The sequence below is a fragment of the Rhodococcus sp. KRD162 genome, assembly GCF_017168335.1.
In the GTDB taxonomy this organism is placed as follows: Bacteria; Actinomycetota; Actinomycetes; order Mycobacteriales; family Mycobacteriaceae; genus Rhodococcoides.
Genome location: NZ_JABFAU010000075.1, coordinates 1 through 15,046, shown reverse-complemented (window position 1 = coordinate 15,046; position 15,046 = coordinate 1). Strand labels below are relative to the sequence as shown.

The 15,046-nt window shown below is 63.6% G+C and carries 16 protein-coding genes; 7 read left to right on the top strand and 9 right to left on the bottom strand.

Annotation, left to right across the window (positions count from 1 at the left end):
- Positions 1–514: 514 nt before the first annotated feature.
- From J1M87_RS27075 to J1M87_RS27040, 8 genes are all read right to left on the bottom strand, one after another.
- On the bottom strand, positions 515–1,117 hold the full coding sequence (locus tag J1M87_RS27075) for a hypothetical protein (RefSeq protein ID WP_008720659.1): 603 nt from the start codon (positions 1,115–1,117) through the stop codon (positions 515–517).
- Positions 1,117–2,706, bottom strand: a complete 1,590-nt coding sequence (locus J1M87_RS27070; RefSeq protein WP_008720660.1) for a peptidoglycan DD-metalloendopeptidase family protein — start codon at positions 2,704–2,706, stop codon at positions 1,117–1,119. The genes J1M87_RS27075 and J1M87_RS27070 overlap by 1 nt, the downstream gene beginning before the upstream one ends.
- Positions 2,703–4,880: a hypothetical protein gene (locus J1M87_RS27065; protein WP_008720662.1), complete on the bottom strand. Its 2,178-nt coding sequence runs from the start codon at positions 4,878–4,880 to the stop codon at positions 2,703–2,705. Before J1M87_RS27065 ends, J1M87_RS27070 begins: the two co-directional genes overlap by 4 nt.
- On the bottom strand, positions 4,874–7,399 hold the full coding sequence (locus J1M87_RS27060; protein WP_008720664.1) for an ATP-binding protein: 2,526 nt from the start codon (positions 7,397–7,399) through the stop codon (positions 4,874–4,876). Before J1M87_RS27060 ends, J1M87_RS27065 begins: the two co-directional genes overlap by 7 nt.
- Complete coding sequence (locus tag J1M87_RS27055; protein ID WP_008720666.1) at positions 7,399–8,130, bottom strand: hypothetical protein; 732 nt, start codon at positions 8,128–8,130, stop codon at positions 7,399–7,401. Before J1M87_RS27055 ends, J1M87_RS27060 begins: the two co-directional genes overlap by 1 nt.
- Before the next feature lie 61 nt (positions 8,131–8,191).
- Positions 8,192–8,524 (bottom strand): hypothetical protein, encoded by a 333-nt coding sequence (locus J1M87_RS27050; RefSeq protein ID WP_008720668.1) that lies wholly within the window; start codon positions 8,522–8,524, stop codon positions 8,192–8,194.
- 35 nt (positions 8,525–8,559) lie between these two features.
- Positions 8,560–9,669: a conjugal transfer protein gene (locus J1M87_RS27045; protein ID WP_008720670.1), complete on the bottom strand. Its 1,110-nt coding sequence runs from the start codon at positions 9,667–9,669 to the stop codon at positions 8,560–8,562.
- Entirely contained in the window at positions 9,666–9,947 is a 282-nt protein-coding gene (locus J1M87_RS27040) for a hypothetical protein (RefSeq protein WP_008720672.1), read from the bottom strand. Before J1M87_RS27040 ends, J1M87_RS27045 begins: the two co-directional genes overlap by 4 nt.
- 333 nt (positions 9,948–10,280) lie before the next feature.
- Between J1M87_RS27040 and J1M87_RS27035 the strand changes: the two genes are divergently transcribed.
- From J1M87_RS27035 to J1M87_RS27010, 6 genes are read left to right on the top strand one after another with little or no spacing between them, the layout of a single operon-like run.
- A complete protein-coding gene (locus J1M87_RS27035; RefSeq protein WP_008720674.1) occupies positions 10,281–11,126 on the top strand; it encodes a hypothetical protein in 846 nt (281 codons plus the stop codon).
- 46 nt (positions 11,127–11,172) lie between these two features.
- Complete coding sequence (locus tag J1M87_RS27030; RefSeq protein WP_008720675.1) at positions 11,173–12,603, top strand: cutinase family protein; 1,431 nt, start codon at positions 11,173–11,175, stop codon at positions 12,601–12,603.
- A gap of 39 nt (positions 12,604–12,642) precedes the next feature.
- Positions 12,643–13,215: a hypothetical protein gene (locus J1M87_RS27025; protein WP_008720677.1), complete on the top strand. Its 573-nt coding sequence runs from the start codon at positions 12,643–12,645 to the stop codon at positions 13,213–13,215.
- A complete protein-coding gene (locus tag J1M87_RS27020; RefSeq protein WP_042940347.1) occupies positions 13,212–13,472 on the top strand; it encodes a hypothetical protein in 261 nt (86 codons plus the stop codon). Before J1M87_RS27025 ends, J1M87_RS27020 begins: the two co-directional genes overlap by 4 nt.
- Positions 13,473–13,512: 40 nt before the next feature.
- Positions 13,513–13,779, top strand: a complete 267-nt coding sequence (locus tag J1M87_RS27015; RefSeq protein WP_157226227.1) for a hypothetical protein — start codon at positions 13,513–13,515, stop codon at positions 13,777–13,779.
- Entirely contained in the window at positions 13,776–14,120 is a 345-nt protein-coding gene (locus tag J1M87_RS27010; protein ID WP_042940350.1) for a hypothetical protein, read from the top strand. The genes J1M87_RS27015 and J1M87_RS27010 overlap by 4 nt, the downstream gene beginning before the upstream one ends.
- Before the next feature lie 316 nt (positions 14,121–14,436).
- Here the strand turns inward: J1M87_RS27010 and J1M87_RS27005 are convergent, their stop codons facing one another.
- The gene (locus J1M87_RS27005; protein WP_157226228.1) at positions 14,437–14,610 is read right to left on the bottom strand and encodes a hypothetical protein; all 174 of its coding nucleotides are present in this window, start codon (positions 14,608–14,610) and stop codon (positions 14,437–14,439) included.
- On the opposite strand from J1M87_RS27005, the gene J1M87_RS27000 reads away from it, so the two are divergent.
- The gene (locus J1M87_RS27000; RefSeq protein ID WP_051048283.1) at positions 14,611–14,922 is read left to right on the top strand and encodes a hypothetical protein; all 312 of its coding nucleotides are present in this window, start codon (positions 14,611–14,613) and stop codon (positions 14,920–14,922) included.
- Positions 14,923–15,046 lie beyond the last annotated feature (124 nt).

The window sequence follows — 15,046 nt, the reverse complement described above, 5'->3', positions numbered from 1 at the left end:
TCGGTCACCGGTGATCTATCGGTGATGGTGCGACCGACGTCCGACAAGTCGAGCTGGGTGTTCCGACCTACCGGCACCCGTGCAGTCATTTGCCTTCGACACCCCTTGACATGGGGGGTACGCTGCAAACTGCGAAGCGAAGCGAGCAAGGCTTGCAGCGACCTTCCCACATCCGGGGCATATAACCACCAATTCTCGGCAGCATCGGTGCCTCATCAACTGCTCATCGGATACGGTTCGATTCCTCTCTCACGCACCTTCGGGCAACGGCCATCCGGCCTCCGTGCCAGGCATGACCGCCACGAGATTCGACATACGCAAGCCACCCCGATCTGCCTGGAGCGCGGCTCCTCGTCGCGGATCCGCGAGCCAAGGACGGAAGCTGATGGTCACGTAGCGCGAGGGGCAAGAACGGCGGCCACCGATCACGGGAAACATCGCGCCCCACGGCACGCCCGTACAGGGCGACCGGACAGCGGCCGGCGGCCCTCACCGAGTCATGTGCAGCGAGAGGTCAGAAGTCGAGAGTGTCCACACTCCACCCGACTGCGGTCGGCACTGCCGATACCCACACGGTCGTGGTGGAGTCGACGGGGACCGTGGCATCCGAGGTAACGGCCGATTGCGTTATCTCCGCAACTCGATAGATCCGCTCGGCGGTATCTGCCGGGCATCCGGAGCAGCCGATCGAAACGGTCGCGGTGATTTCGGCGTCTTCTTCCTTCCACTGTTCCCACTGGGTGCCGGGGCCGCGCTCCGTCGTTGCAGGGGTGGAAAGTTGAGCCGCGAGGTTGTCGGTGAACCATCGGCGGGCGCGTAGAAACGCGTCGGTCGAGCTCGTGTCGGTACTGGGGTACCAGGTGAACGAGGTAGTCAGTGCTTGCCTGATCGCGGTCTCCGCGGCGGCGGCATCGCTGTTGGTCGGAGTGGGGATCTCGGTTGCCTCGACCGGCAGTGGGTCAGGTTCGGGTAGCGCCGGCGCGATCGGCGCGCTCGTTGTCTCCGGCGTCGCCGAAGCAGCATCATCTGGGTCGGGTGAGCTGCAAGACCAGGCGATCGCCACCACGGCTACAACGACGACGAGGACGGCTATAAGGCGTCGAGCGACAACGGACATCAGATCCTCCGAGCTTTCATTCCAGCCATGAGTGGAGCTTGTTTGACGACGTCTCCGGTGGTGGGGGCGTGAATCATTTGTCCGTCACCGATGTAGATGCCGACGTGCCCCGGGCCGTTCGCATCGAACGATCCAAACACGAGATCACCGGGCATTGCCTGATCGATCGGGATCTCCGAACCCACTCCCCACTGGGCCTCGGATGTGCGCGGCAACGTGATGTTCTTGCCCGAAAAATAGGCGAAACTGGTCAGGCCCGAACAGTCGAATCCCCCTCGGGACGGGCCGTTGACATCTCCGCCGCCCCAGACGTAAGGGGTTCCGAGGTACTGGCGTGCAGCCTCGACGACATTGTCTCCGTCAGCGCCGGTCGGGACGAACCGGCCTGCGGAACCTTGGGATGTGTACTGCGCCTGTCCGGCCAGAATCTTCGCAACATACGGCTGTGTTTGCGTCGTGTAGTCACCGCCGGACGGCATTCCACCGGCCGCGAGCACCGCGCCAGGGCCCGCGTTGTAGCCGGCAATCGTCAATGCCGTCGGGTCACCCTTCACTTTTCCTGCTGCGATGGCGGCGGTGATATCGCCGTTAATCGCGCACATGAAGTGAGCCTGTGAGATCACTGCATCGCCGATGGAGTTGGGGTCGGCGCGCCCGTCTCCGTCGTAGTCCTTGCCCCACGTCGCCCATGTACCCGGCATGAATTGCGCCGGCCCCAACGCTCCGGTACTCGACACCGGCGCGGACGGACCGTACTTGAACCCGTTCTCCGCAGAGAGCTGAGAAGCGATCAGCGGAGCACTCACGCCCGGGCAGACAGCTCCCGCTTTGCGGATCCACGGCTCGAACTCGGGCGGCACGGACCCGGCTCGAAGATCTCCGCCCGCCGTACCGAAGCCACAATCGACTACTGCACCGACGCCGGTCGCTGAACCATCACCGGCCGATTGCGGGCTTCCCGCCTGACCGAGTTTGATCATCGGGTCGATAGCGGTTCCGCCCTGTAGACGGCCACCTTCCCAATATTCGAAGTGCAGATGTGGGCCGGTGGATCCGCCGGCATTGCCGATGTCGGCGATATGGTTGCCGACCTTGACCTGTTGTCCCTCTTTGACGAGGACGCCGTTGGGATACATATGCCCGTACACGGTGGAGACCGGTTTGCCGTCGACGATCGAGTCGAGAACGATCCACATTCCGAAGCCTCGAGCGGGCCCGGCCTTGACGACAGTGCCGTCGAGAGCTGCGTAGATCGGGGTACCGATCGGGCCCGCGAAGTCGACGCCTTGATGCATCGTCCCCCACCGCTGCCCGAAGGGGGACGTCATCGTGGTCGTTCCATCACGAGTCGGCTTACCGATCGGACCGGACGGCGTCAACGGCGACGCATCCTCGCCACCGGTGCCGGAGGAGACCGTGGGAGCGCAGCCGTTAGAGCCCGACGACGTGACGATCACGATGACCACCAACGGAACGACAACGAGGACACCGAGAGCAGCGATTCCGACCGCCAGAATGAGCTTCCACCATCGACGGGGCGCTTTCGAGTCCGGCGACACCACCGTCTCAGGCGGGGCCACCAAGGTCATCGCCGTGCGCCTGAAGCAGCCCGATGGAGGATCTCCGTCGGATTCGTGGTGGCACCGGGTTCGACGGTCGGTCGTGCACGACGCGGAGTGCTCGACGCCCGCGTGGACCTGTCGGGAAGCAGTAGCGGCGAGCCCTCATCGGTGGAGTACTCACGGAAGCGTCCACCTCCAGGGCCTGTCACCGTGGCGCGGCTGACCCGAACGTTTCGGCTTCCAGGAGTCGACAGCGCCGGAGCGGTAGCCACCGGACGCTTGATACCGGGTGCACTCGTTGCCTTGTCGCCGTGAGAGCGGCCCGTCGATCGGTCACCGACGGAACTGGGAACCGGAGTGTGGGAGTGACCGGAGCCGCCGACCGACGGCGACGGGGGAAGGTCGATGTTCATCGGCTTGCGGAGCCGGGGATGGGTTTCGGAGGCCTTGGTCGTGCTGGCGCTGGCGGCCTCGGCGGCTTTGGCGTCGGTCCGTCGACCGACGACCTTCTTGACACCGGCCGTTGCAATTCTTCCGGCCGAGTAGACCACGGCAGCAGTTCCCAACGTGGCTGCACTGCTGGCGGCGGCCGTCCCGTCGACGAGAGCTTTACTTGCCTTGGCGGTTCGGGCCGTTGCATGGGTGGCTGTCTTGGCCAGTCCCTTTCCGCCCTGATAAGCCTGGCGGGCAACCTGCCCGGCGTAGGCGGCTTGGGCGAGTGGACTGGTGGGGGTCTTGGTCGATATGGCTGTCGGTGCAGCTCCCGGTCTACTTCCGAGTTTGCGCGCAAGAGCGTCGGAGGCTTTCCGTAGCCCCTTCACTGCGCGGCGGTAGAGAATGATGCCCGCGATCAGAACAATGTCGGTCAGGATGAACTTCATCATCAGCGGAGAGTCGCCGTCTCCTCTGAACAGCTGCCCGATCACGATCATGTATCCGACGAGGAACACCACCGCGAAGATGACGATGACCATCGACATCAGCACCGCTGCAAGGGTTTTCCACAATGCTCCGCGGCCGGCTCCGGGCAGGATTCCGATGACGGTCACCACGATCCCCTTGACGGCCGATGCGAGGGCGGTGAGGACCGCGAGGATGAGGGTGAACGCCAGAATTGTGGCGAATCCGAGCAGGATCACACCGGCCAGTAGCATCGCGATGCCGGACCCGACCTGTCCTGGTCCGGGGTGATCGGCGAAGTCCTTCATCTGTTTTGCGCCTTCGCCGCCACAGCCTTTGATGTTGTCCTTGAGGGTGTCTCGGGTGTTGCCGTCTGCTTTCTCGTGGCCGGCGTCCCAGGCTTGAGTGCAACGTTCTCCGTCGGGCGAGCCATCGATGACGCGGCCGAAGTTCAACAGTTGGGTCGGCTGCCTGATGAACGTATCGGCCATCTGCTCCGAGATCTCGTCGATGAGTTCGTCAGAACTCGACGTCGTATCTCCTTCGTTCGCCAGGCCTGCCGCGAGCTGCACTCCGGCGTCGCGCGCCTGCATGATCAGGCCGTCTTGTCCCGCGACTCGTTCGACTGGATTGGAGAGGATTCCCACTGCCGCAGCAGCGATCGCGGCTGCCATCAGGAGTTCGTACACTCCCGTCGTCCACCGTCCGCGAATGACCCACCACGCTCCGACGCCTCCAGCAGCAGTGAGAAGGAGCCCCGTGAGCTGGAATTGATCGGTGACCGTCTGCATCGCATCGCCGATCGAACGGAACGGCGCAGTGAGCAGCTCGAGCCATTCGAACCGCAAGGCGTAGGTGACGAACCAAATCGCGAAGCCGGTCACCCCTCGGTACACCTCGTACTCGAGCATGATGAAGGTGGAGAACACGGTGTACATCGGGTGTCCGACCGAGCCTTCGTCGATGGACATGAAGTAGTCCCAGACCAGAATTCCGTGAGAGTCACGAACGTCCATCCAGCTGAAGGTGCTGTTGCTGGGCAGGGTTTCACCTGGGTCGGCATGTGCTGGGGACGCCAGGGCGATCGCCAGCAGGCCGATCATGTGCCAGAGAGCGGCACCCGTGACGATCGCGCGGCGGATCCGAGATGCCACTACCCACTTGAAGACCGGGCCGAGGAAACGACCGAGAACACTGCACCACGACCGCGGGATCCACGACCACAGCACCAGTTCGAGAACCATCTTGACGCCGCCGCCAATCGAACTGGGCCGGTGCGCAAATCGTTTCGACATCACCATGTCGCCAACTCCGCAGCGCGCTCCGTAGTCGATTCCTTCGGGGTCGTACTCGCCGCTTGGTATCTCGCTTCCGATGCCGGAAGTAAGACCTTGATGCGGCCGACGTTGCCGGCAGGATCGCGCATGTAGCCTTCTCCGCGGCGATGCGGTGCGACGTATCCGTCTTTGCCTTCGACGGGCGAGGTGTTTTCCATCAGCTCCTTGAGCAGGTCGGCATCGTTCTCCCCGACGCCCAGCCACTTCAATGACTTCTGTGCGAGCCGCTTGTCTCTCTGTCGAAACACGATTCGGGTGGGGATGAGCCCGCGCAGCGTCTCGGAACCGAAGTCGGCTTCAGGGTCGTGCGATCCGAGCATTACCGCGGCATTGTGTTTGCGGCCGTCCCGAACGAAGTCGATGACGATATCGACGCCTTCGCTCGACCGCGTCAGGTGGTGGCATTCGTCGAGTAGAAACACTCCGAGCGTGTTGGGGTCCGCGAAACAAATGCCGCGGGCGATCTGCGCGATGAGGGTGTACATCATTCGCCCAACCCGCTTCTGGAGCGACATCTGCTTGAACAGATGCTCGTTCTCCACCTCACGCTCCGAGGGCAATTCCAGCGTGTGAGTGCGGAAGACGATGGCCCCCGCACGTGGATTGAACGGCTGTAGGTCCTCCCGAAATAGGGCTGCTGCATAGGATTTGGTGGCGTAGACCTTCAGCTTGCCGGCCAGCTCTCGCGCCCCTTCGAGGGTGCATTCGCTTTCTAGATGCGAGACCAGCCCCGGGGTAGCGAAATTCCCGAAGCGAGCGCGGTATTCCGGCTCGAGCACTTGGGACAGCAGAACACCCAGGCGATCGTCCGGCTGAAGTTGCAACAGCGGCAACAGAATCGACACCGCCACTTCGCCTCCACGGGCAGGAGAGAACAGACGAAGGGGGTCCATCGTCACGTCCGGCGCAGCGGTATCGACGACCACTGCGTCTGTGATTGCTTCTGCCCATAGTGCGTACTCCCCCAGAGGGGTTCGGTCGACCACGATGACCTGACCGCCGCGGTCGACGACCTGATTCCCACTGGTCTTCAGGTAGCCGGATTTACCGGCTCCCAGATCGCCACACGCTCCCACCGAGCCGGATACGTCACGTGACGATTTCTTGGCTATGTCGTGATGCACGACGCCGGTGCGCGCCGAGGAAATGTTGAGTGCGATCAGCGGTCCGTCTCCGTCACCGAGATCGTTGCGGGTGACCGGTACGTACGCGGCGAAATGTTCGGATGTGGTGATCTGCGCGAACTCGTTGCAAATCGATGGCGTCGGCACACCGGGGGTCATTGCCCAGAACAGCTCCTCCTGGAATCCGATCGGGGCCTGCAATCTATATGTCGAACTCTCGAACTCCTTCGCCAGCTCGCGCTGATATGCAATGGCCGTCTCTTCGTCCGCGGCAGCGACACAGAAGATGGTGGTCGATTGCACTTCCATCTCCATTGCGTCCGCCTCCAAAAGCGCGTTGTACTCCGCGAGGGCCACGGCGGCATCGTCGAGGACGCTGCCGGTGCTCAATTCGTCTTCTCGCTGGGTGTATTGATCGTTCATCTGCACCAAGGCGCGGCGGTTCTTCTTCAGGACCTCTGATGCGGCGGAGTTCTTGAATCGGATCGCCCAGTCGACGTCGACGCCGCCCAGGTTGTCCGCGAGAGTCAGGTACTCCGAGCCCGGAAACAACGTGCCGCCGGAAGGAGTGGCGGCGAGCACCAGGAAGCACTGATAGCTGGCCGGCGGTGGCGTCACCTCCCATGGTTGGTCGACTTTCAGCACGCGCGACAACGTCGGCGCTTTTGCCCGCCAACCCGATTCGGGGCGATCGCTTTGAGCCCCTTCGTCGAGCCGCGCGGCAGTGAAGGATCCTCGGGCGGTGCCTGCGGGATGCTCGGTAGCGGTGGGCATGTCGGTATCGAGGCCGAGGCCGCGCTGCAGAGCATGGTGGTGCAGCCACACCATCTGGGAAGGGGTTGCTGGAGTCGCGTCGTAGAAGGCAGGGATGGCCGCGGCGATCTGCGCGGCCTGAGCTGCACGGCGTTCCCTCTCGTCGATGGGAATCGAGGAGGGCGGCATCCCCAGCAGGTCGGCCACCGAGGACCATGCAGCGGAGGTTGCCGACTTGATGGTGTCGCCGAAGCTGTGGTTGGCCAGGGGGATGGACAGCCAGTAGATCCGCTGGCCGGGTCGGATTTCGTCCAGGCGGTCGATCGTGGCGTCGCATTCGTCCGCCCACGCGGGGTGAAGATCGAGATCGATACCCCGTTCCATGCGCTCGACGATGGCCATCGGGTCCAGGCTGACCGCGACACTGAGCAGGAGGGATTCTCCGGGAAGAGCGCGCAGCAGCATCTTGTGCATCGCCCGCGCGGTCTGTCGGTCCTCGATCGGCCGGTACCCGTACGGGATTCCGGTCAGGACGTAGTCCGCCCAGACAACCCCGGAGCGGGTCCAACGCAAGTTCGAGGTGATGAGCCTGTTTGGTTGTTCCATTACGCCTTCTCTCGGGTCGGGGTGGGGGCCGCTGCAGCCATCGCAAGCAGCTGCTGAACGCTGCTCGCCGGTGCCAGGTTGGCGACGTCGAACGCTTCGGCCGGGGCTGGACTCTGCGTGCGTTGGCGTGGGTCGTCCGATCGCGGCAGGGCTGGCGCAGGTGCGGTCTTTCGCTCCGGTCGCGGCTGGGTCAGAGGTCGCAACGCTGGTGCGGCCGACACTGTCGTGTCGTCGAGCTCCACCGGTGCCGCGGCATTCCGTACTCGACCGGGGGTTGTCCTGGTAAGTGCTGGGTCACCGATAGCAGCGCCATGGCTTGACGGGGCGTCGAGGATGATCACCGACCCCAGTACCGCGTGAGGGCGTTTGATTCGGATCGGTTCGCCGTTGATCTTCGATGGCGACATGGCTCCGGTAGCCGCGCGCCCGACACCCCGGACTACGGAGATCGGATTCCGTGCTCCCTGCGGTAGCCTCCCCAACGCCCACAGGGTGCCGCCGGCGACGCCGAGGAAGATGGCACCGTTGGTGATGACACTGCCCTGCGCCCACAGCGACTGGGTTAGCCACAGCAGTCCGCCTGCGATACCCGCGCCCACGAATTGGGTCAGGGTGTAGGGGCCGCCGGGTATCTTTCGGCCGTCCGGTGCTTTGCCGATCAGCTGCGGAAAATTCCGCGCCTTGGTGAACATCTTGACCACGCTCCGCGAGGAGGCCTGCTGTTCGGTCATGGTTGGTCACCCTCCTGCGGGATCCGTTGAATCGAGGTGTTCGTGGGTTGGCCGAGCAGGGTCAGATGAACGCCGCGATCGGATCGGGCACCACCACGACCTCGCTGCTCTGGGGCGAGGCGGTTCCGGGGAGCTCGTCGCCGACGCTGTCCTTGACCGCCGTCATGTTCCACGTCACCCAGATCAAGGCCCCGCCAACCACGATCGCCACCAATGTCTTGGCAATGGCGAATTGACTTTTGAAAGCGATGGCGGCGACAAACCCGATGACTCCGACAGCTACGACAGCGCGAATGAGGTCCTGCACCTCCGTGGTCTTCTGGTTCGCCCATTCGATGATTCCTACGGCGATGACGGTCGACGACGGATCGGCCAGGAGCGAGGTAATGGTCATTGTTCGTACCTTTCGGATGGGGAGAGAGCAGAGCATCAGTTCGGTTGAGTCGGTGCTGCGGAAGAGCCAGCGGTAATGCCCGATGCGGTCGAGGTCGGCACGGCCGTGGTCGGGGTTGCTGCACTTGCACCGGTCGAGTTCGCAAGCAACGGCATCGGGTCGAGCGCGGACACCTCCCACCGGCCGCCCCTGGCGATCGCAGTCAGCGGATATTGCACGGTCGAGCTCTGTGCTCGTTCAGTCGCTGTGACGGTCGCGGTGGCGAGCACCCGTACCGTCGCGCCGTCGGTCGGCGATCCGGACGCACCCGTCGAGAAATCGGTGTCCGAGACGAGGTCGGTGATCTGGACACTGGTGTACGGCGCGGGGGTGACGGCGCGAATCGGTGTGCCGGGTGAGGTGTAGCGCGAAATTTCTCCGGCACCAGCCACCATCGCTGAGAGGAACTGGCCGATCGACTGGGTGAGCGAGTGATCGAGGCCGACCCGGAATCGGTAGCCGAGCGTGATGTCACCGCCGGTCGCCGGGGCCGCTACAGCGGCGGGGACGGCTGCAGCCCGCGCGTCGTCCCCCACGAACACGACAGGTACCGAGAAGTAGCGGCGTTCCGGCGTCGCGGCCGGGTCGCCCCCGACCGGAACCACCGAGACCGACACGACGATCGCGTAGTTCTGGCCGGCCGCCTGTAGCGGTCCACCTTGCGACGTCGATCCTGTAGAGCCCTGATTTCGCGTCGGTGGATCGATTGCTTTCACGCTCGCGATTCGAGGGTCGGACGCGGTATAGCTCGCCTGAGCCGGAAGCGACATTCCGTCCGTGCGGACGAAGCGCGCGAGGGCTTTCTCGTCTCCCCGCTTCGATTGCAACCACGTCAACACGAAGTCCTGCGCGAGGTCTGTCGCTGCTGCCTCACGAGCTGTATCGACGAGGGGCTGAGTGTTTGCTTTGCTCTGGATCGGCGTCGTGGACCCGACGCCGGCCAACACCAGAGCCAGTGCCACTACTCCGGAGCCGATGGCCGCGAGCAGACCCCACTTCATGGCCTTGGTTGCGGTCGCTTGTTTGCCGGCCCACTGATGAATCTCGGTGGTCGGCGCAGCTTCTGTCGGCTCGTTCGAGCCCTTCTTGCGGAGACCGATCTTCATGAGATCTCCTCGCGCCGAGACGGCTCGACCGTGGCGGCTACGAAGCCCTCGTCGACCAATCGCAGAGCGCCTCGACCGCGGGTCGCCATCATCCGTTCGAGCGCTGCCCTCGCCTGCTCGGCCGGCTCACCGAGCACGACATCGCGGACCCGGCTGGCGATCTCTTCGCTGAGTGGATTGTCGCCAAGTTGCGCCGCGAGGCCGCGGATCTCTTCGGACACCGAGTGCACGCGAGCGGTGTCCGAGAGCAATGCGGCCGACGGATCGTGGTCGTCCATCCGGGGTCCTCCTGTCGGTAGCCCGCCGTGTACGGGCTTCTGAGAACAGGTAGATCCCGTCGAGTGCGGGTCTGTGACACAGCCGACCGGAAATTTCTCGAACTTTTTTCACCGCCCCGCGCCGTCTCGTCGGGCTGTTATCACCGCGGCCATGTAACCGCAGGTCACGGCGGTTCATGTCGAACGCGGGGCGATGCCGTTTTCCGGTGCCTCCAAGCCCGACGGGTATAACAGCGAGACCGTTTCAGGGAAGAATCCGCAGCTCAGCGGATATAAGGCGCTGTTTGTGTCAGAGGCGATCGAACTTCAGTTGTCTCTCTCAGGAGCGCCCCCGTGACCTCGCCGCAGCCTTCCTCGCCTTCCTCCACTCCACTCGGATACAGCACGTCGCTGTTTTCGGCGATCAACGCCGAGTGGACCAATCTCTGCGTCGACGCCCTCGCATGCCGCGAAGTCCGCTCGTGGGCAGATCGACATCCCGCATGGTCTGCCGCTCGCTCCGTGGCCGACATCGCTGACCTTGCCGCTCTGGACAGTGACGCTTCCCTGTCCCTGCTGCTCATCGAGCACAGTGAAGGGAGCGCCCTCGCCGGTACAGTTCTGGTCCGATTGATGCTCCCCAAGCTGATCCGAATCCATCGCTACGCGCGGCTGGACGGAACCGATCACAGCCGCGAAGAACGCGCCTCTCGCACCATCGCCGCCTTCTATGAGGTGATCGCCACGTACCGATTCGGCGGCACTGGGATTGCCGGGGCGCTCTCGCTTCGGACGCTGGGGCTGATCACCAAGACATGCGAATCCGCGGTGGAAACGCCAGCCGAACCCGACCAGCTCCACCGGGTGGCCGACGGATCCAAAGACCGCACAACCAGCAATCCGTGTGAGGTATCGGCACGGGAATTGCATTCGGTTCTTGCATGGGCGGTGCAGTCCAAGACCATCACTGCCGATGAGCACTCACTTTTGATCCGTGCGTATCTCGTCGCCGAAGGTGCCGATCTCGTAGCGCTCGCCGTCGAGGAGAACTGCTCTCCGGCAGCTCTCCGACAGCGTTTGAGCCGCGCTGTCGCGCGCGTCCGCGACGGGGTAGCAGCACGCACCGGCAACACTCCCTCGCCGGGAAAGCGGACGTTCTTCTACACCCGATCCCACCATGAGTCCGCCTCGGCGAGCTGAAGTCCACCACCATCAACCCCGCCCTCACCTACGAAGGACGCTCATCATGACCGCATCTCGTACACGCAAAAGGATCGTTGTCAGCGCAGTCGGGCTCGCCGTCACTGCCAGCATCGTCGTCATCCCCTCCGCCATCGCAGACCCGCAAGCCGGTGCCCCGGCATGCCCGGACAACATCTTGGTGGCCATACCCGGCACCACGGAAACCAACGAGCAAGCCGACCCGAATGTGCCAGTGGGAATGCTCCGCAACGTCGTGGAACCACTCAACTCCGAGTTCTCATCCCAGGAACTGCAGACCTACACAGTTCCCTACGTCGCGACGATCGTGAACGACAAAGCCCAGACCTACGGAACCAGCAAGAAAGAAGCGATCGACCGCGCATCGCAACTCATCTCCGAGAAAGCAGCCGAATGCCCGGGCACCAAATTCGGGCTGACCGGCTTCTCACAAGGGGCCGACGCCGCGGGAGATCTGGCCAGCAAGATCGGAAACGGCGAGGGCCCGGTGAGCGCCGATCGCATCTTCGCCGTGGGCCTGATGGCCGACCCCGGCCAGAGTCCGACGGCCGGCATCCAGCTCGGAACCAAGACCACCGGCAACGGCTTCGTCGGTGCGCGACCCGAGGGATTCGGCACTCTCAACAACATCACCGCCAGCGTGTGCGACCCCGACGACACTTACTGCAACACCCCCGACGATGCCATCGCCACGCAATTCGTCGGGCAACTCGGATCGAAAATCGACGCCTCCGATCCCGCATCCTCGGTTGCCGGCGTCGTCACCACACTTCTCGGCCTCGACGGACAACCCCTGACCGACACACTCGGCAAACTGAACACCGCAGTGACCACAGGCAACATGCTCACCGTCCCGCAGCTCGCACTCGACCTCGCCGGCAACGTCTCCACACTGAGCGCAAAAGTGGCAGAAATGACCATCCCCGGGGCAGACATCGCCCCGATGGCCACCACCGTCTCGCAGCTCACCGATGCAATCCACCGCGGTGACATGTTCGCTGTTCCGGGCCTGCTGGCGACCCTCACACCCCAAGTCATCACTTTCGCCAGCCAATTCAGTTCGATGATCGGGACCGTGGTGTCCAAACTGCCCATCAACGAATACATCGCGATCGGCACCACCGCAGCTCGGATCTCCACCAACGCAGCCGCCCAGAACTATGTGGCACTACCGGCCGATCTCGGCAAACTCGTCGGCCAGGTCAACAACGCGGTACGCAAAACACTCCGCGCCCTCCCCCTCGACGAGTTCCCCCTTTTGAACCGACTGGCCGACGATCTCACCCCAGGCCGTGTACTCGACGAAGTGCTCAACTACGCCACCTCTCTCGCCACCGACTCGCACAACTCTTACGCGAGCAAGCCGATAGCCGACAACGGTCGAACCGGTGCAGACGAGCTCACCAATCTCTTCCGCACCCGGATTACCAATCCCACTGCACAGATTGCTTCGTAGCCGACCTACCTCGCCACTCGAACACAAGGAACCGTCACGATGCTGACAGAGCTGGACGACCCCAACACCGACATCGCTGTCCGCATCGACGCGCACGACGCTGGGGGCACCCGAACGTGGCACCCCCAGCGTGACGGTCACCTCCTCCTCAACGCCGCACCACCGGCGTCGACGCGCCTCGCGCACACCCTCACAGAGACCCTCAATGCCCACACTCCGCACGTCTGGATGGTCACGGTGAGGCCGCGGACGGCCCCCACGTTCGCGCGGGCCTCGGACAACGACCACAATCCCGTCGCCGTCATGGACTCCGTATGGCGGTTCACCACTCAACGCAAAACTCTGATCGACAACGGTCAAGCCACCACCCGGGACTTCACTCCCGCATACCTCGTCATCGATTCGCTCGACGACGTTGTCGCCACCCTTCGCCGCACCTGCAGACGCAGCCTTCAACTACTGTCCGCCATCGCAGACCGCGGACACTTAGCCAACGTCTACCTCGCTGCCGTCACCGATCTGCCGGCACAAGACGCTCCCGCAAACCCCTGGACGGACCTCAACGCCACGCGCCTGGCGACGGACCCGCGTCGGCGCGTAGAACAGCGATGAACGAGCCGGCAGCCGACGTCGACAAGCTCGACTCACTGTCGAAGCAGGCGGCACTGACTGCGGTTGAATCTGCGGTGGTGCTGGCAGCACTCTGCCTTGCGATTGGCGTGGCACGGTCACCGGCCGGTGCTCGGCCACGCGGTACCGCCGCAATCCTCAGCAGAACGGCCGGGGCCGTCGGAACGGTTTTCGGCTTCACGGTAATCGGCCTAAGCATGTACTTCCTCGGCGTGGCAGCAGCATTCACAGCCGTGTGAAACACGTTCGCACACAACGCTCGACACACATTCGACAGAAATGAGTAACAGCATGATCCTCACCATCGCCGGAAGTTCTCGTCGTCGGCAGCGCGACCGACTCGCAACAGCACTGCGGGACACCGACCCACGCCACTTCACTGCCGACAACGCCGCCGCTATCGCGGTACGGGTCACCGAACTGGCACTGACCCCATCACCGCGGCGCGATGACCGATTCGCCTACAGCCCCGCCGAGCGCGAGACACTACTACGTAGCGCCCAAGTCTTCGCCACCCTCGCCGCAGCACCGGCGGCACAGTCATGAACGCCCGCAGCCGCATCATGAAGCGGGCGTCGACCCGGCACATCATCGGTACCGACATCCCCCTACCCACCGGCCCGTCGCTGATCACCTCAGCTGCGCAGGCAGCCGCTGCCATTGTCACGACGGTCGCGATGCTCGGTGCGCTGGCCTTCATGGCGATGCTGACGACAAGGTTGGTGCATCTCACCCCGGACCCGGGGTGGTTCGGAGACTTCACTGCCACGGCGCATGCGATACACCGGATGAACGTCATCGGCGGGTACGTAGTGCTGTTCGACCTGGTGTGCATGGCGATCCTCGCCGCTGTCCACGTCCACGCGGCCGCAACCCAGCGGCGCTGACCTCAGCACACGCGAATCCAGTGAAATCTGAAACACGCAGGCATGAACGGCAACTACCAACTCGTCCCCGGTCCCCCAGGGCCACTCGATGGAGAAACTGCCGATCTAGGTGTTCTTCCCGGGGACGGTGTGGACGGTCAGTCGCTCGATAGGCGACTTACTATCCGGGGCGGTTCTGGTCTTTGCACGAGTGATCGACGACACGGCAAGCGCGAGTACGGGTGTCGGTCGATCAGCTTACGATCGACCGATGTCCCTACCTCCGCCTTCGGTTCCGGATGGGTCGAGCACCGCCGACGTCTCAGAGTGCATTGTCCTATTCGACGGCAGCGTCCAGATCGACTACGGCCAGTTCTACTTTCGATCCTCTGATGGCCAGGGCGGGTGCGACTTCGATGGAGCTTTCATCGGTCAGCGCAACGGGTTGTGCGGTGCAGCAACGCCAGGCCAGCTCGTCCTGATCACCGGGCCTAACGTAGGCGATCCGCATGTGCGCGCCGAGCTCCACACTCGCGAACCCGCTCTCGACGACCGGTGGGAGGACATCGTGGAAGCGACCATGATCGTCCCTGAGCGTTCGGCGTACTCCATCGTGGAGTTGGGTGGAGACGCACTCGGAGATTCCACGTACTTCTCTGCAGGGAGCTACCGGGTGCGGTACAGCGCCTCGGGAACGGACGATGCCCATCCCGCATCCACCAATTTCGTCGCAGATTCCGATGATTACTTGTTGCAACTGTGGCCGGCACACACCGCCCCGGATCGAGTGGTCAAGCAAACTAGCAGTTCAGCGGCCTACTGAGGTTCCCCCCGGATGGTGGACACCGAGATAGCGGGACCGATAGTTCCGCTGGAAGGATGTCCCCATGTCCCGCAAACGCAGGTCGTTCACGACCGAGTACAAGGTCGAGGCCGCCCGTAGGGTG